Genomic DNA, 17,035 nt, shown 5'->3' on the forward strand with positions numbered 1-17,035 from the left:
AAACCGCAAGCGTGTTTATCCAGAATCCGGGCACGGCGACCCGAGGGGGCGTCGCTCACCCTCTAGGAGACAACATGCAGCGTTTTCTGAAAGCGGGCCTCGTCCTCGCACTCGCCGGCACCGGGCTCGTCGCCCAGGCCGCCACCGAACTCGTGATCGCGACCGTCAACAACGGCCACATGATCGAGATGCAGAAGCTCACGCCCTTCTTCGAGAAGGCCAATCCCGACATCAAGCTCAAGTGGGTCACGCTGGAAGAGGGCACGCTGCGCCAGCGCGTGACCACCGACATCGCCACCAAGGGCGGCCAGTTCGACGTGATGACCATCGGCCTGTACGAAGCGCCGATCTGGTCGAAGAAGGGCTGGCTGCAGCCCATCGCCACCGACGCCGCCTACGACGCCGACGACCTGCTTCCCGCGATCCGCGACGGCCTGTCGTACCAGGGCAAGCTCTACGCCGCGCCGTTCTACGGCGAGAGCTCGATGCTCATGTACCGCAAGGACTTGGCCGACAAGGTCGGCTTCCAGATGCCCGAGCAGCCGACCTGGACCCAGGTGAAGGAGTTGGCCGGCAAGATCCACGACCCGAAGGCCGGCGTCTACGGCATGTGCCTGCGCGGCAAGCCGGGCTGGGGCGACAACATGGCCTTCCTGACCACGCTGGTCAACACCAACGGCGGCCAGTGGTTCGACATGCAGTGGAAGCCGCAGATCGACACCAAGCCCTGGAAGGACGCGATCGGCTTCTACGTCGACCTGATGAAGGCCTACGGCCCGCCGGGCGCCTCGGCCAACAGCTTCAACGAGAACCTCGCGCTCTTCAATGAAGGCAAGTGCGGCATGTGGGTCGACGCGACCATCGCGGCCTCGTTCATCAGCGATCCCAAGCAGTCGAAGGTGGCCGACAAGGTGGCGTTCGCGCAGGCACCGGTGGCCGTCACGCCCAAGGGCGCCAACTGGCTGTGGACCTGGAACCTGGCGATCCCCGCCAGCTCGACCAAGGCCGCGGCCGCCCAGACCTTCGTGAAGTGGGCCACCTCCAAGGACTACATCAACCTGGTCGCCAAGGAGCAGGGCTGGGGCGCGGTGCCCACCGGCACGCGCAAGTCGACCTACGCGAACGCCGAGTTCCAGAAGGTCGCGAAGTTCGCCGCCGCCGAGAAGAAGGCCATCGACAGCGCCAACCTCAGCGACAGCACGCTGCCCAAGTCGCCCTACGTCGGCGTGCAGTACGCGGCCATTCCCGAGTTCCAGGCCATCGGCGTGGCAGTGGGCCAGCAGATGAGCGCGGCCCTCGCGGGCAAGGTCACGGTCGACCAGGCGCTGAAGACCTCGCAGACCACGGCCGAGCGTGAGATGAAGAAGGCCGGCTACTACAAGTAAGCCCCGCGGCTTGCTCCCTCCCCCTCTGGGGGAGGGTCGGGGTGGGGGCACGCACGGCGCGTCGTCCGTCGCCGCGCTCGATCGCGGCAGCCCCCATCCCCGCCTTCCCCCAGAGGGGGAAGGAGCCAGACAGAAGAGAGAAGGGACCTCCCATGAAAAGACTCCTGCCCCGCGCACTCATGGCGCCGGCCGTGCTCACGCTCTTCCTCTGGATGATCGTGCCGCTCGCGATGACGTTGTACTTCTCGTTCGTGAACTACAACCTCATGCAGCCCGGCGACCATCCCTTCGCGGGCCTCGCCAACTTCGAGTACTTCGTCACCGACCCGGACTTCTGGCCCGCGACCTGGAACACGCTGCTGTTGATCGGCAGCGTGATCGGCATCACCGTGGTGCTCGGCGTGCTGCTCGCGCTGCTGGTCAACGAGCCCTTCCCGGGCCGCGGCATCGTGCGCGTGCTCTTGATCTCGCCCTTCTTCGTCATGCCCGCGGTCAACGCGCTGCTGTGGAAGCACATGATGATGAACCCGATCTACGGCATCCTGGCCGACGTGTGGCGCATGTTCGGCGCCCAGCCGATCGACTGGCTCACCGACGTGCCGCTGCTGTCGGTGATCATCATGGTGGCCTGGCAATGGCTGCCGTTCGCCTGCCTGATCTTCATCACCTCGTTGCAGTCGCTCGACCGCGAGCAGATGGAGGCCGCGCGCATGGACGGCGCGAGCGCGTTCCAGCGCTTCTTCTATCTCACCGTGCCGCACCTCGCGCGTCCGATGGCGGTGGTGATCATGATCGAGATGATCTTCCTGCTCAGCGTGTTCGCCGAGATCGCCATCACCACCAACGGTGGTCCGGGCAACGAGAGCACGAACATGACCTACATGATCTTCAAGCAGTCGCTCATGAACTTCGACGTGGGCGTGGCCTCGGCCGGTGCACTGTTTGCGGTGGTGCTCGCCAACATCGTGGCCGTGTTCCTGATCCGCATCATCGGCAAGAACCTGGACTAGTCATGTTGCACACCCCCAGTCTTCGCGCACTTCGTGTCGCTTCGCCAACCCCCTTGCAGGGGGCAACACCAACGGCCCGGCAAAGCCGGCTCCGTGGTGTTCCTGGAATGGGCCGTGTCTTGCCCACCGCACGACGGAGTAGCTGAACCATGCAACCACAAGCTCCCAGCAACTTCCTGCCGCAACTGCTGCGCACCGTCGGTGCCTGGGCCGTCGCGCTGCTGCTGTTCTTCCCGCTCGGCTGGCTGTTCCTCACGGCCTTCAAGACCGAGCTGCAGGCGATCCACGTGCCGCCGCTGTTCATCTTCGAGCCCACGCTCGACAACTTCGGCGAGGTGCAACGGCGCAGCGACTACCTGCTGTACGCGCGCAACTCGCTGATCACCAGCCTGGGCTCGACCATCCTCGGCCTGTTGATCGCGGCGCCGGCCGCGTACTCGATGGCCTTCTTCCGCACGAAGAAGACGCGCGACATCCTGATGTGGATGCTCTCGACCAAGATGATGCCGGCCGTGGGCGCGCTGGTGCCGATCTACGTGCTCGCGCAGACCGCGGGCCTGCTGGATTCGCTGAGCGCGCTGACCATCGTGTTCACGCTGTCGAACCTGCCGATCATGGTCTGGATGCTCTACAGCGCCTACAAGGACATCCCGAACGAAATCCTCGAGGCCGCGCGCATGGACGGCGCGAGCCTGTGGACCGAGTTCCGCCATGTCGTGCTGCCGCTGTCGGTCGGCGGCCTCGCCTCCACCGGCCTGCTGTGCCTGGTGCTGAGCTGGAACGAGGCCTTCTGGGCGCTCAACCTCACCTCCGCCAAGGCCGGCACGCTGGCCACGCTGATCGCCTCGTACTCGAGCCCCGAGGGCCTGTTCTGGGCCAAGTTGTCGGCGGCCTCGCTGATGGCCATCGCGCCCATCGTCGTGTTCGGCTGGTTCAGCCAGAAGCAACTGGTGCAAGGCCTGACCTTCGGCGCCGTCAAGTAAAGAAAGGGAGACACCCCATGGCCTACCTCCAACTGAAGAACATCAAGAAGAGCTTCGGCGAAGTCGACATCATCAAGGGTGTCGACCTCGAGATCCAGAAAGGCGAGTTCATCGTCTTCGTCGGTCCCTCGGGCTGCGGCAAGTCAACCCTGCTGCGGCTGATCGCGGGGCTCGAGCCGATCAGCAGCGGCAACCTGCTGCTCGACGGCAAGGACATCACCTGGGCGCCCTCGGGCAAGCGCGACCTCGCGATGGTGTTCCAGAGCTATGCGCTCTATCCGCACATGAGCGTGTACGACAACATGTCCTTCGCGCTCAAGCTCGCGGGCACGAGCAAGTCCGAGATCAAGACCAAGGTCGAGCATGCGGCCAAGACGCTGAACCTCACGCAGTACCTCGACCGCCTGCCCAAGGACCTCTCGGGCGGCCAGCGCCAGCGCGTGGCCATCGGCCGCGCCATCGTGCGCGCGCCCAAGGTGTTCCTGTTCGACGAGCCGCTGTCGAACCTCGACGCGGCGCTGCGCGGCAACACGCGGGTGGAGATCCACAAGCTGCACCGCGCACTCGGCGCGACCACCATCTACGTCACGCACGACCAGGTCGAGGCCATGACCCTCGCCGACCGCGTGGTGGTGCTCAAGGACGGGCTGATCGAGCAGGTCGGCACGCCGCTCGAGCTCTACGACCGCCCGGCCAACCAGTTCGTCGCGCAGTTCATCGGCATGCCGTCGATGAACATGGTGGCGGCCAGCGCCATCCCGAGCTTCTCGGCCGCCACCGGCGGCCGGCTGCCGAGCGACGGCTTCCTCGGCGTGCGGCCCGAGGGCCTGCGCGTGCATCCGAAGGCCGGCGCACCGGTGTCCGATGTGCAGGGCCGCGTCGAGCTGATCGAGGCGCTGGGCGCCGACACCCTGATCCATGTCGACGTGGGCGGCGTGCCGCTGGTGGCGCGCCAGAACGACCGCACGCCGCTGCAGGCCGGCGACGACGTGGCGGTCGAGCTCGATCCCTCGGTGCTGCACCTGTTCACGCGCGACGGGCGCGCGGTCGCGGCCTGAATCCCTTTTCTCGTTTCACTCTTCCTCTTCCGGGACATTCTTCGTGACTCTCGCAGCAGCACCCCTTCCACCCGCTCCCTCGGAGTTCACGGTGCTCCACCTCGGCCTCGGGTCCTTCCACCGGGCGCACCAGGCGGTCTACCTGCAGCGGCTGATCGACGCGGGCGACAAGCGCTGGTCGATCTCGGGCGCCAACATCCGGCCCGACATGGCCGAGGTCGTCGAGGCGCTGCGCGCGCAGGGCGGCCGCTACACGCTCGAGACCGTGTCGCCCGCGGGCGAGTACCGCTACGAGCAGATCGAGGCCATCCGCGAGGTGCTGCCCTACGAGCCCTCGCTTGCCGGCCCGATCGCGCGCGGTGCCGCGCCGTCGACGCGCATCGTCTCGTTCACCGTCACCGAGGCCGGCTACTACCTCGACACCAAGGGCCGGCTCGACCTGTCCTTCACCGACCTCGCCACCGACATCGCGCGTGCCGCGAAGGGCGAGGCGGGCGGCGAGGGCGTGACCATCTATGGCGCCGTCTGCGCGATCCTGCGCGCGCGCAAGGCCGCGGGCGCAGGCCCGCTCACGCTGCTGAACTGCGACAACCTGCGCCACAACGGCGAGCGCTTCCGCGCCGGCCTGCTCGAGTTCATCGAGCGCGCGGGCGATGCCGAGCTGCTGGCCTGGACGCAGGCGAACACGCGCTGCCCCAATGCCATGGTCGACCGCATCACGCCGCGCCCGCCGCCCGAGCTGCGCGCGCGCGTGAAGGCCGCCACCGGCCGCGACGACGCGGCCGCGATCACCGGCGAGAGCTTCATCCAGTGGGTCATCGAGGACGACTTCGCGGCCGGCCGCCCCGACTGGGCGCGCGTGGGCGTCGAACTGGTCGACTCGGTGCAGCCCTACGAGGAGGCCAAGATCCGCATCCTCAACGCCACCCACAGCTGCATCGCCTGGGCCGGCACGCTGGTGGGCCTCGGCTTCATCCACGAGGGCACGCACGACGCCGCCATCCGCAAGATGGCCTTCGACTACGTGAGCGACGACGTCATTCCCTGCCTGAGCCCGAGCCCGATCGACCTCGCGGCCTACCGCGACGTGGTGCTCGACCGCTTCGGCAACCCCGCCATCCGCGACACCAACCAGCGCGTGGCGGCCGACGGTTTCTCGAAGATCCCGGGCTTCATCGCACCCACCGTGCGCGAGCGGCTGGCTGCGGGCCAGCCCATCGACAGCGTGGCGATGCTGCCCGCGCTGTTCCTGGCCTTCCTGCAGCGCTGGCACCGCGGCGCCTTGCCCTATGCCTACCAGGACCAGGGCATGGACGAAGCCGTGGCGCATGCCATCTGCGACGCGGCCGACCCAGTCGCGGCGCTGTGCGCGGACGCGGGCCTGTGGGGGCCGATCGCGGGCGATGCGCGGCTGGTCGATGCGGTGCGCCGCGCGAGCGGGCGTGTCGCGGACTTCGTGAGCGCGAAGGCATGAGCACGCGGCTGCAGGATCGCCATGTGCTGCTGACCGGCGCCGGCGGCGGCATCGGCCTGGCGGTCGCCGAAGCCTGCGTCGCCGAGGGCGCGCGCTGCAGCGTGGTCAATCGCGCGGCCGCGCCTTCCGAGGCGGTGCGTGCACTGCAGCAGCGCCATCCCGACCGCCTGGCCTACATCGCGGCTGATGTGACCGACATGCAGGCCATCGCACACCTGCTCGTGGAGGCGCAGGTGGCCTTCGGGCCGATCCACGTGCTGTTCAACAACGCCGCCGTGTTCGATCTCGCGCCGCTGCTCGACAGCGACGAGGCCTCGTTCGACCGCCTGTTCGCCGTCAACGTGAAGGGCATGTTCTTCGTCATGCAGGCCGTGCTGCGCCACATGGTCGAGGCCGGCACCCGCGGCGCCTCGGTCATCAACATGGCCTCGCAGGCGGGGCGGCGCGGCGAGGCACTGGTGTCGCACTACTGCGCCACCAAGGCGGCCGTGATCAGCTACACCCAGAGCGCGGCGCTCGCGATGGCGCCGCATGGCATCCGCGTCAACGGCATCGCGCCCGGCGTGGTCGACACGCCGATGTGGGACCAGGTCGACAGCCTGTTCGCCAGGGCCGAGGGGCTGGCCCTCGGCGAGAAGAAGCGGCGCGTGGGGCTCGAGGTGCCGCTGGGCCGCATGGGCCTGCCGGGCGACATCGCGGGCGCGGCCGTGTTCCTGGCCAGCGACGAGGCGCGCTACATCACGGCGCAGACGCTCAACGTCGATGGCGGCAACGTCATGAGCTGAGATGGCGATGCACGCCGCATTGAAGTCAGGAAAGTATCGGAACGCTTCCGTCGTGCGCGGTGAAGCGCGGGCCGCCCGGTGAGAAGATAGCCGTCCTCTGTTTCGAACCCTTCATGCACGACGACTTCCATCTCTACCTCGACAGCGCCGACCTCGCGGCGCTGCGAGCCTGCCTGCCGCATCCGGTCGTCCACGGCGTGACGACCAACCCGACCTTGCTCAGACGCGCCGGTGTCGGCCGCGCCGACGTGCCGGGCCTGCTGCAGCGCTGCATCGAACTGGGCGCGCGCCAGGTGCAGGCGCAGGTGTATTCGAGCGAGGCCGACGGCATGCTCGAGGACGCGCAGGCGCTGCTGCCGAAATTCGACGCCGGCCAGCTCGTCATCAAGATTCCCGCCACGCGCCAGGGCCTGGCCGCCGGCGCGCGGCTGATCGCGCAGGGCGTGCCCGTGACCTGGACCGCCGTCTACGCGCCCGAGCAGGCGCACTTCGCGGCGCAGCTCGGCGCGGCCTACGCGGCGCCCTACCTCGGGCGGCTCGAGGATGCGGGCGAGGACGGCCTCGCGCTGATCGCGCGCATGCAATCGCTGGTCGCGCAACGGCCCGCGTCGGGCACGCGGCTGCTGGTGGCGAGCATCCGTTCGCGCGAGGCCTACCTGTCTTTGCTCGCGCTGGGCGTCGGCGCCATCACGATCCCGCCGCGCCTGTTCGCCGAACTGCTCGACCATCCCGCCACCCTGGCCGCCGAACGCGGCTTCCTGGACGACGCTCGCGCCCTGAACTGACCGAAGAAAATCCTGTCCTCACCATGCGCATTGCACTCACGGGCGAAGCCCTGATCGATTTCACCGCCAGCGAGGCCGGCGCGCTGGCCTTCCTCGGCCACGAGGGCGGTTCGCCGCTCAACACGGCCGTGGCCTGCGCGCGGCTGGGCCAGCACACCGGCTTCTTCACGCAGCTCTCCACCGACCTGTTCGGCGAGCGGCTGATGGCCTTCCTCGAACGCAACGGCGTCGACACCGGCTTCATCCTGCGCAGCAGCGCGCCCTCGACCCTGGCCTTCGTCGAGCGCACGCCGCAAACCAACCGCTATGCCTTCTACACGCACGGCAGCGCCGACGCGACCTGGGCGCCCGAGCCGCTGCCGCAGCTGCCGGCCGACTGCCGCTTCCTGCACTTCGGCTCGATCTCGCTGCTGCAGGAGCCGGCCGCGACGCGCATCGCCGACCTGGTGAGCGCCAACGCGGGCCGCTGCGTGATCGTGTTCGATCCCAATGTGCGGCCCAGCCTGATCCCCGACCTCGCGGCCTACCGCCTGCGTGTCGCCAACTGGTTCGCGATGGCCGACCTCGTCAAGCTCAGCGACGAGGACGCGGCGCTGCTCGCGCCGGACCGCCCGGTCGATGCGCTGGCCGCCGAGATACTGGCCGCGGGCGCGCGCGCCGTCATCGTCACGCGCGGCGGCGAGGGCGCCACGCTCTGGCGCGCGGGCAAGGCGCCGCTGTCGGTGGCCGCGCCGCGCGTGCAGGTGGTCGACACCATCGGCGCCGGCGACACCTTCACGGCCGGCCTGTCGGTCGCGCTGCTCGAGCAGGGCGTCGAGCACCGCGACCAGCTCGCGGCGCTCGGCGACGACGGCTGGCGCGCGGTGATGCGCTTCGCCGCCACCGCCGCGGCCCTGAACTGCACCCGCGAGGGTGCCGATCCACCGGTGCTGGCGGCCGTGCAGGCGGCGCTGGCGCAGGGAGACAATCGCTAGTCGTTCTGGCAGCGGGCGCGGCCCGCCAGCGAGCATGCAGCCATGACCACCACCACCCGCAAGCGTTCGATTCCCCGCCAGCGCCAGCCCGAGCTGGAGCGCGACTTCGCGCGCTCGCCCTCGCTGGGCTACGAGGCGCCCGAGGAGACCGGCCTGGTGCGATGCCTGGCGCACGGCTTCCCGAGTCCGCTGGTGCGCTGGCACTTCCACGAGGACTACGAGCTGCACCTGATCACCGAGACCTCGGGCAAGGCCTTCATCGGCGACTGGATCGGGCCGTTCCAGCCCGGCCACCTGGTGCTGTGCGGCCCGCGGCTGCCGCACAACTGGATCTCGCTCGACGTGCCCGAGGGCGGCGCCGCCGGGCGCGACCGCGTGATCCAGTTCCGCCACGAGCCGATCGAGCAGGCCGCGGCCCAGATCCCCGAACTGCGCGAGGTCATGCAGCTGCTCGAGCGCGCGCGCCACGGCATCGAGTTCTTCGGCCTCTCGCAGCAGGCGCAGCGGCACTGGGACGACATCAAGGCCGCGCGCGGCGTGCGCCGGCTCGGGCTGTTCCTGGGCTTCCTGGCCGACCTCGCGCAGTGCACCGACTACCGGCTGCTGTCGAGCGTGCAGATGCAGGGCGCGCAGGGCGCCGATGGCGATGCGCAGGTCGACCAGATCAACGGCATCGTCAACCGCATCACCAACAACATGACCGAGCAGCTCTCGATGGCCGACCTGGCCGCCGAGCTCGGCATGAGCGAGAGCCGCTTCAGCCGCTTCTTCCGCCGCTCCACCGGCAACAGCTTCACCGACTTCGTCAACCGCGTGCGCATCAACAGCGCCTGCCACCTGCTGATGCAGACCGACCACTACGTGACCGACATCTGCTACCAGGTCGGCTTCAACAACGTGGCGAACTTCAACCGGCGCTTTCTCGAGATCAAGGGCATGACGCCCAGCGAGTTCAGGCGCCAGGCCGACACCCGCTTCGGCAGCGGCATGGCCTGAGCGCCGCCTTCCATCCAAACCCACCGGGAGCTTCTCTTGTATCTGGGACTCGACCTCGGCACGTCCGAGCTCAAGGCGCTGCTGCTCGCCGACGATCACCGCATCGTCGGCGTGGCGCGCGCTTCGCTGACCGTGGACCGGCCGCATCCGCTGTGGTCCGAACAATCGCCCGCGCAATGGTGGCAGGCGCTCGAGCAGGTGATGGCGCAGCTGCGCGCCGACCAGCCGGCGGCGCTCGCGCAGGTCCGCGCCATCGGGCTGTCGGGCCAGATGCACGGCGCCACCTTGCTCGACGCGGCCGGCGAGGTGCTGCGCCCGGCCATCCTCTGGAACGACGGTCGCAGCGGCGCGCAGTGCGAGGCGCTGACGCGCGCGGTGCCGCGGCTGGGCGAGATCGCGGGCAACCTCGCGATGCCGGGCTTCACCGCGCCCAAGCTGCTGTGGGTGCGCGAGCACGAGCCCGAGCTCTTCGCGCGCGTGGCGCGCGTGCTGCTGCCCAAGGACTGGCTGCGCTTCATGCTGAGCGGCGAGGCGGTCGGCGAGATGTCCGACGCGGCGGGCACGCTGTGGCTCGACGTTGGGGCGCGCGACTGGTCCGACGAACTGCTCGCGGCCACCGGCCTCACGCGTGCGCAGATGCCGCGGCTGGTGGAAGGCAGCGAGGTCTCGGCCACGCTGAAGCCCGCGCTCGGCGAACGCTGGGGCCTGGGCGCGGAGGTGAAGATCGCCGGCGGCGCGGGCGACAACGCCGCCAGCGCGGTCGGGATGGGCATCGTGGAGCCGGGGCAGGGCTTCGTCTCGCTCGGCACCTCGGGCGTGATCTTCGTGGCCTCGAGCCGCTTCGAACCGAATCCCGCGCAGGCGGTGCATGCCTTCTGCCATGCGTTGCCGGGCCGCTGGCACCAGATGTCGGTGATGCTCTCGGCCGCGAGCGCCGTGAGCTGGGCCTCGCGGCACCTGGGCTTCGGCGACGAGGCCACGCTGCTGGCGGCGGCCGCGCGGCTCGACGACGCGGCACGTGCGCGCGCGCCGATCTTCCTGCCGTACCTGTCGGGCGAACGCTCGCCGCACAACAACGCGAATGCGCAGGGCGTGCTGTTCGGACTCACGCAGGCGCACGGCGCCGACGACATCGCCTATGCGGTGGTCGAGGGCGTGAGCTTCGGCCTGCGCGACGGACTCGACACGCTGGCGCGGCCCGCGGGCGCGCTGGCGCTGGTGGGAGGCGGTGCGCGCAGCAGCTGGTGGGCGCAACTGCTGGCCGACATCCTCGAAGTGCCGCTGACGCTGGCCGAGGGCGGCGAGGCTGGCGGCGCGCTGGGCGCCGCGCGGCTGGCCTGGCTGGCCGATGGCGGCGCCATCGCCGCGGTCTGCACCGCGCCGGCGGTGCGGCAGCGCTTCGAGCCGAAGGCCGGGGCCGCGCCGGGGCATCGCGCGCGGCATGCGCGCTTTCGCAAGCTCTATCCGCTGCTGCGCGCGTCGTTCGAGGCCTGAGCGCCTGTTTTCCCCCTCTCCCAGAGGGAGAGGGAACCAGCGCGTTCAGTGCGCCGCGACGATCGCGATGCCCTTGATCTGCCCCGCGGCCTTGGTCGAGGCCGGCGCCGGATAGCGCTGCGGCCGCAGCCGGTGCAGCAGCTCGGCTTCGCGCGCACGCGCCAGCGCGAGGTTGCCGATCTTCACGTGGCCGTAGCCGCGGATCGTCATCGGCAGCGCGGCGATGTCGGCCAGCAGCTTCTGGTCGGCGGCCGCCATGTCCTGCGCCAGCTCGTCGAGCCGGGCCTCGAAGTGAGCGATCAGCTCGCGCTCCAGCCGCCGCTCCTGCGTACGGCCGAAGGGGTCGAAGGGCGTGTGGCGCAGCGCCTTGCCGCGCGCGAGCACGCGCATCGCCGGCAGCATCCAGGCACCGAAACGGATCTTGCGCGGCGCCTGGCCGTTCTTCGGCGGCGCGAGGAAGGGCGGCGCCATGTGGAACTCGAGCTTGATCTTCTCGCCCTCGAACTGCTCCATCAGGCTGCGCTGGAAGCTGCCGTCGGTGTACAGGCGCGCGACCTCGTACTCGTCCTTGTAGCTCATGAGCTTGAGCAGGCTGCGCGCCGCGTTGCGCGTGAAGGGCAGCGAGGCATCGCCGCCGAGCGCCGATTCGCGCTGCTGCAGCGCGCGGATGCGGGTCTCGAAGCGCCGCGCCCAGGCGGCGTTCTGGTAGCCCGAGAGATGGGCCACGCCGCGCGCGACGATGGCCTCGAGGTCGTTGCCGTCGGCCGCGTTCGCGAGGTCCATCGCCGACGCCGGCTGCAGCGTGTCGCCCAGGCGCTTGAGCCCCTCGGCGTCGGCCGCGGCCATGCGACCCAGCGCGAAGGCCAGGCGGTTGGCGGCGACCGCCACGCCGTTGAGCTCGATGGCGCGCATCAGCGCCTCGAAGCCCAGCGGCACCAGGCCGAGCTGCCACGCGTAGCCCACGGCGAGGATGTTGGCGGCCAGCGTGTCGCCGATGAACTCCTCGGCCAGCGCCTGCGCGTCGAAGGTCTTCACCTGCTCCTCGCCGGCCGCGAACTGCAGCTTCTCGAGCAGTAGGTCGATGTGCAACTCGGCGTCGGGATTGCGCAGCGACTCGGCGACCGGGATCTCGTGCAGGTTCGCGAGGATGCGCGTGCGGCCGTGGCGCACCGCCTGCAGCGCCTCGGGCGAGGCACCGACGACGAGGTCGCAGGCCAGCACGGCATCGGCCTGCTGGGTGTCGATGCGGGCCTGGTTCAGGCGCTCGGGATGGCTCGCCATGCGCACGAAGCTCAGCACCGAGCCGCCCTTCTGCGCGAAGCCCATGAAGTCGAGCACGCTCGCGGCCTTGCCCTCGAGGTGCGCGGCCATCGCGACCAGCGCGCCCACGGTCACCACGCCGGTGCCGCCGACGCCGGTGACCAGCAGGTCGTAGGGCGCGTTGTCCCAGTCGTGGCCCGGAGGCTGCGGCAGCGCGGCGGCACGCGCCAGCACGGCGTCCTTCTCGCGCTGCAGCGCGCCGGCCTTGCGGCGCAGCGAGGCGCCGGTCACGCCGACGAAGCTCGGGCAGAAGCCCTGGGCGCACGAATAGTCCTTGTTGCAGTGGGTCTGGTCGATCTGGCGCTTGCGGCCCAGCGGCGTCTCGTGCGGCACCACCGCCACGCAGTTGCTCTGCACCGTGCAGTCGCCGCAGCCCTCGCACACCGCCTGGTTGATGAACAGGCGCTTGGGCGGATCGGCGAGCTCGCCCTTCTTGCGCCGGCGGCGCTTCTCGGCGGCGCAGGTCTGTTCGTAGATCAGCACGGTGACGCCGGCCACCTCGCGCAGCTCGCGCTGCACCGTGTCGAGCAGGCTGCGGTCGTGGAAGCCGGTGCCGGCCGGGAAGCGGTCCTTCTGGCCGTCGTACTTGCGGATGTCGTCGCTCACCACCACCACGCGCGCCACGCCTTCCGACTCCACCTGGCGCGCGATCGCGTCGACGGTGATCACGCCGTCCACCGGCTGGCCGCCGGTCATCGCGACCGCGTCGTTGAACAGGATCTTGTAGGTCATGGTGGCCTTGGCCGCCACCGCCTGGCGGATCGCCAGGTAGCCCGAGTGGTAGTAGGTGCCGTCGCCGAGGTTCTGGAACACGTGCGGCACGCGCGTGAACTTGGAATGCGAGATCCAGTCCACGCCCTCGCCGCCCATCTGCACCAGGCCCGCGGTGCCGCGCTCCATCCAGCTGGCCATGAAGTGGCAGCCGATGCCGGCGCGCGCGGTCGAGCCCTCGGGCACCTTGGTGCTGGTGTTGTGCGGGCAGCCGGCGCAGAAGTAGGGCAGGCGCTTCACGGCGTCGCTGGCGTTGGCCAGCAGGTCGGGCGGCGTGAAGTCGCGCACGCGCTCGGTCGGGCGGCCGATGCCGTCGGCGCCGCCGACGTGGCGCTCGAGCCATTCGGCCACGCGCTCGATCAGCCGCGAGGGCCGCAGCTCGCCGAGCGCCGAGATGAAGGGGCGGCCGTCGCGGTCGTGCTTGCCGACCAGCGCCGGGCGTGCGTCCGCCGGCGCGTTGTAGAACATGTCGCGCAGCTGGTTCTCGACGAAGGCGCCTTTCTCCTCGATCACCAGCACCTCGGCCAGGCCCGCGGTGAAGGCGCGCATGCGCGTCTGCTCGAGCGGGAAGCTCAGGCCCACCTTGTAGATGCGCACGCCGGCCGCGGCCAGGCGCTCGGTCGGGATCTCGAGGCGGCGCAGCACCTCCATCAGGTCGTAGTGGGCCTTGCCGCAGGTCACGATGCCGACGCGGGCCTCGGGGCTCTCGACCGCCACGCGGTCGATGCTGTTGACGCGCGCGAACGCGGCCACCGCCTCGTGCTTGTCGGCCAGCCGCGACTCGATGCGCAGCGAGGGCAGGTCGGGCCAGCGGTAGTGCAGGCCGTCGGCCGGCGCATGGTGGCCGGTGGCCTCGCGCACGCCGTCGGCATCGAGCCAGGCGGCGCTGCGCGCGAGGATCAGGTCGAGGTCGACCGTGCTCGAGCTCTCGACCACCTCCGACAGCGCCGGCATGCCGACCCAGGTGCCCGAGTAGCGCGAGAGCGCGTAGCCGTAGAGGCCGAACTCCACCAGTTCGGCCACGTTGGCCGGCTGCACCACCGGCATGCTCCATGCCGCGAAGGCCTGGTCGGACTGGTGCGGCATCGACGAGGACACGCAGCCGTGGTCGTCGCCTGCCACCACCAGCACGCCGCCGTTGGGCGAGGCGCCGTAGGCGTTGCCGTGCTTGATGGCGTCGCCCGCGCGGTCCACGCCCGGGCCCTTGCCGTACCACATGCCGAACACGGCATCGACCTCGCGCTCGGGGTCGGACTCCACGCGCTGGGTGCCAAGCACCTGGGTGGCGGCCAGTTCCTCGTTGATGGCGGGCACGAAGCGCACGCCTTCCTGCTCGAAGCGGCTACCGGCCTTCCAGATCGCCTGGTCGACCATGCCGAGCGGCGAGCCGCGGTAGCCGCTGACGAAGCCGCGGCTGTCGAGGCCGCGCGCGGCATCGCGCTGGCGCTGCATGCACAAGAGGCGCACCAGCGCCTGCGTGCCGGTGAGGAAGACCACGCCCGCGCTCGCCCAGAGGTTGTCGGCGAGCTGGTAGCCCGGACGGGCGAGGGTGGTCGTGGTGGCGGTTTCGGCGGCGCGGGTGGGGGCTGCGGCCGAAGAGAGGTCATTCGAATTCATTGCGAGATTGTTGTTCTCGCTCAGGAGGAATATTCTCTCGAATCACTACAGGGTGACCCTGGAATCAGGAATATCCATCTCGAAAATCGCCATGAACGACGAATTCATTCCTCTCGACCATCATTCGCTGCGCATCCTCGACGAACTGCAGCGCGACGCGCGCCAGACGGTGCAGCAGATCGCCGACGCGGTGGGGCTGTCGCCCACGCCGTGCTGGCGCCGCATCAAGGACATGGAGGCCAGCGGCGTGATCCGCGGCTACACGGTGATCGTCGACCGCGAGAAGGTGGGGCTGAACCTCGCGGCCGTGACCGAGGTGAACCTCGACCGCCACAGCGAGGCCAAGGTGCGCGACTTCGAGCGCGCCGTGGCCGCGAGCCCGCAGGTGGTGCGCTGCGCCTCGGCCACCGGGCCGGCCGACTACATCCTCACGGTGCTGGTGCCCGACATCAAGCACTACGAGCAGTTCCTGCACACCACGCTGTTCGAGCAGGCCGGCGTGACGCACGTGCGCTCGGCGATCGTGCTGCGCGAGGTCAAGGCCGATGCGCCGCTGCCGATCGACATGGCGTCGACCGCGGCGGGGCCTAGGCGCAGGGCGCGCGGCTGACTGAAGCGGCGTGACCAAAGAAAAAGGCCGGGGCGAACCCCGGCCTTCTTCGTGTCTGAACGACCCGCCCGTCGAACGCCGAAGCGCTCGCCGGGCGAGAGGCAATTACATGCCCATGCCGCCCATGCCACCCATGCCGCCCATGTCGGGCATGCCGCCGCCGGCAGGAGCGTCGTCCTTCGGAGCGTCAGCCACCATGGCTTCGGTCGTCAGCAGCAGCGAGGCCACCGAAGCGGCGTTCTGCAGCGCGGTGCGGGTCACCTTGGTCGGGTCCAGGATGCCCAGCTCGAGCATGTCGCCGTACGAGTCGTTGGCGGCATTGAAGCCGTAGTTGCCCTTGCCGGCCAGAACCGCGTTGACCACCACCGAGGCTTCGCCGCCGGCGTTGTTCACGATTTCGCGCAGGGGAGCTTCGATGGCCTTCAGGACCAGCTTCACGCCGGCGTCCTGGTCGGCGTTGTCGCCCTTCACGCGGTCGCCCACGGCTTGCTTGGCGCGCAGCAGGGCCACGCCACCACCGGCAACCACGCCTTCTTCCACTGCAGCGCGGGTGGCGTGCAGGGCGTCTTCGACGCGAGCCTTCTTTTCCTTCATTTCGACTTCGGTGGCGGCGCCGACCTTGATCACGGCAACACCGCCGGCCAGCTTGGCCACGCGCTCTTGCAGCTTTTCACGGTCGTAGTCGCTGGTCGCTTCCTCGATCTGCACGCGCACTTGCTTCACGCGGGCTTCGATGTCGGCAGCAGCGCCGGCGCCGTCGATGATGATGGTGTTTTCCTTGCCCACTTCGATGCGCTTGGCCTGGCCCAGGTCGGCCAGCGTCACCTTCTCGAGGGTCAGGCCGACTTCTTCGGCGATGACCTTGCCGCCCGTCAGGATGGCGATGTCTTCGAGCATGGCCTTTCGGCGGTCGCCGAAGCCAGGCGCCTTGACGGCCACGACCTTCAGGATGCCGCGGATCGTGTTCACGACCAGCGTCGCCAGGGCTTCGCCCTCGACTTCTTCGGCAATGATCAGCAGCGGACGACCGGCCTTGGCGACTTGTTCCAGCGTGGGGAGCAGGTCACGGATGTTGCTGATCTTCTTGTCGAACAGCAGCACGAAGGGGTTGTCGAGCAGCGCCGATTGCTTCTCGGGGTTGTTGATGAAGTAGGGCGACAGGTAGCCGCGGTCGAATTGCATGCCTTCGACGACGTCCAGTTCGCTCTCGAGCGACTTGCCGTCTTCGACGGTGATCACGCCTTCCTTGCCGACCTTGTCCATCGCGTCGGCGATGAGCTTGCCGATGGTTTCGTCGCTGTTGGCCGAGATCGAGCCGACTTGCGCGATTTCCTTCGAGGTGGTGGTGGGCTTCGAAGCCTTCTTCAGCTCTTCGACCAGGGCCGACACGGCCTTGTCGATGCCGCGCTTCAGGTCCATCGGGTTGATGCCGGCGGCCACGTACTTGAAGCCTTCGCGAACGATGGCTTGTGCCAGCACGGTCGCGGTGGTGGTGCCGTCACCGGCGTTGTCCGAAGTCTTGGAAGCCACTTCCTTCACGAGCTGGGCGCCCATGTTCTGGAGCTTGTCCTTGAGTTCGATTTCCTTCGCGACCGACACACCGTCCTTGGTCACGGTGGGGGCGCCGAAAGAACGCTCGAGCACCACGTTGCGGCCCTTGGGGCCCAGGGTGACCTTGACCGCGTTGGCCAGGATGTTCACACCCTCGACCATGCGTGCGCGGGCTTCTCCGCCGAAGACGACGTCTTTTGCTGCCATGTTGTATTACTCCGA

Annotated in this window: 13 protein-coding genes; 11 read left to right on the forward strand and 2 right to left on the reverse strand. The window is 69.3% G+C overall.

Annotated features, from left to right (window positions below):
- Positions 1-74: 74 nt before the first annotated feature.
- The 10 genes from INQ48_06575 (at position 75) to xylB (ending at position 10,944) form a co-directional block, all read left to right on the forward strand.
- A complete protein-coding gene (locus INQ48_06575) occupies positions 75-1,385 on the forward strand; it encodes a sugar ABC transporter substrate-binding protein (protein QRF58895.1) in 1,311 nt (436 codons plus the stop codon).
- 152 nt (positions 1,386-1,537) lie between these two features.
- The gene (locus INQ48_06580) at positions 1,538-2,395 is read left to right on the forward strand and encodes a sugar ABC transporter permease (GenBank protein QRF58896.1); all 858 of its coding nucleotides are present in this window, start codon (positions 1,538-1,540) and stop codon (positions 2,393-2,395) included.
- A gap of 149 nt (positions 2,396-2,544) precedes the next feature.
- Positions 2,545-3,378, forward strand: a complete 834-nt coding sequence (locus INQ48_06585; protein QRF58897.1) for a carbohydrate ABC transporter permease — start codon at positions 2,545-2,547, stop codon at positions 3,376-3,378.
- A 17-nt stretch (positions 3,379-3,395) separates the two neighbouring features.
- Positions 3,396-4,436: a sn-glycerol-3-phosphate ABC transporter ATP-binding protein UgpC gene (ugpC, locus tag INQ48_06590; protein ID QRF58898.1), complete on the forward strand. Its 1,041-nt coding sequence runs from the start codon at positions 3,396-3,398 to the stop codon at positions 4,434-4,436.
- Positions 4,437-4,527: 91 nt separating this feature from the next.
- Positions 4,528-5,910, forward strand: a complete 1,383-nt coding sequence (locus tag INQ48_06595) for a mannitol dehydrogenase family protein (protein ID QRF60642.1) — start codon at positions 4,528-4,530, stop codon at positions 5,908-5,910.
- Positions 5,907-6,695 (forward strand): L-iditol 2-dehydrogenase, encoded by a 789-nt coding sequence (locus INQ48_06600; GenBank protein ID QRF58899.1) that lies wholly within the window; start codon positions 5,907-5,909, stop codon positions 6,693-6,695. The genes INQ48_06595 and INQ48_06600 overlap by 4 nt, the downstream gene beginning before the upstream one ends.
- A 113-nt stretch (positions 6,696-6,808) precedes the next feature.
- Positions 6,809-7,480 carry a transaldolase gene (locus INQ48_06605; protein ID QRF58900.1) on the forward strand — a complete coding sequence of 224 codons (672 nt, stop codon included), beginning with the start codon at positions 6,809-6,811 and terminating at the stop codon, positions 7,478-7,480.
- Between the two features lie 23 nt (positions 7,481-7,503).
- Positions 7,504-8,454: a carbohydrate kinase gene (locus INQ48_06610; GenBank protein QRF58901.1), complete on the forward strand. Its 951-nt coding sequence runs from the start codon at positions 7,504-7,506 to the stop codon at positions 8,452-8,454.
- Between the two features lie 42 nt (positions 8,455-8,496).
- On the forward strand, positions 8,497-9,450 hold the full coding sequence (locus INQ48_06615) for an AraC family transcriptional regulator (GenBank protein ID QRF58902.1): 954 nt from the start codon (positions 8,497-8,499) through the stop codon (positions 9,448-9,450).
- Between the two features lie 36 nt (positions 9,451-9,486).
- Positions 9,487-10,944 (forward strand): xylulokinase, encoded by a 1,458-nt coding sequence (gene xylB / locus INQ48_06620; GenBank protein ID QRF58903.1) that lies wholly within the window; start codon positions 9,487-9,489, stop codon positions 10,942-10,944.
- A gap of 45 nt (positions 10,945-10,989) precedes the next feature.
- Here the strand turns inward: xylB and INQ48_06625 are convergent, their stop codons facing one another.
- Positions 10,990-14,652 (reverse strand): indolepyruvate ferredoxin oxidoreductase family protein, encoded by a 3,663-nt coding sequence (locus INQ48_06625; GenBank protein ID QRF58904.1) that lies wholly within the window; start codon positions 14,650-14,652, stop codon positions 10,990-10,992.
- Between the two features lie 91 nt (positions 14,653-14,743).
- Between INQ48_06625 and INQ48_06630 the strand changes: the two genes are divergently transcribed.
- Positions 14,744-15,262, forward strand: coding sequence for an Lrp/AsnC family transcriptional regulator (locus INQ48_06630; GenBank protein QRF58905.1), 519 nt, complete (start codon positions 14,744-14,746; stop codon positions 15,260-15,262).
- 105 nt (positions 15,263-15,367) lie between these two features.
- Here INQ48_06630 and groL read toward each other — a convergent pair whose 3' ends face one another.
- The gene (gene groL / locus INQ48_06635) at positions 15,368-17,020 is read right to left on the reverse strand and encodes a chaperonin GroEL (GenBank protein QRF58906.1); all 1,653 of its coding nucleotides are present in this window, start codon (positions 17,018-17,020) and stop codon (positions 15,368-15,370) included.
- Positions 17,021-17,035: the final 15 nt, after the last annotated feature.

The sequence above is a fragment of the Variovorax paradoxus genome, assembly GCA_016806145.1.
GTDB lineage: Bacteria > Pseudomonadota > Gammaproteobacteria > Burkholderiales > Burkholderiaceae_C > Variovorax.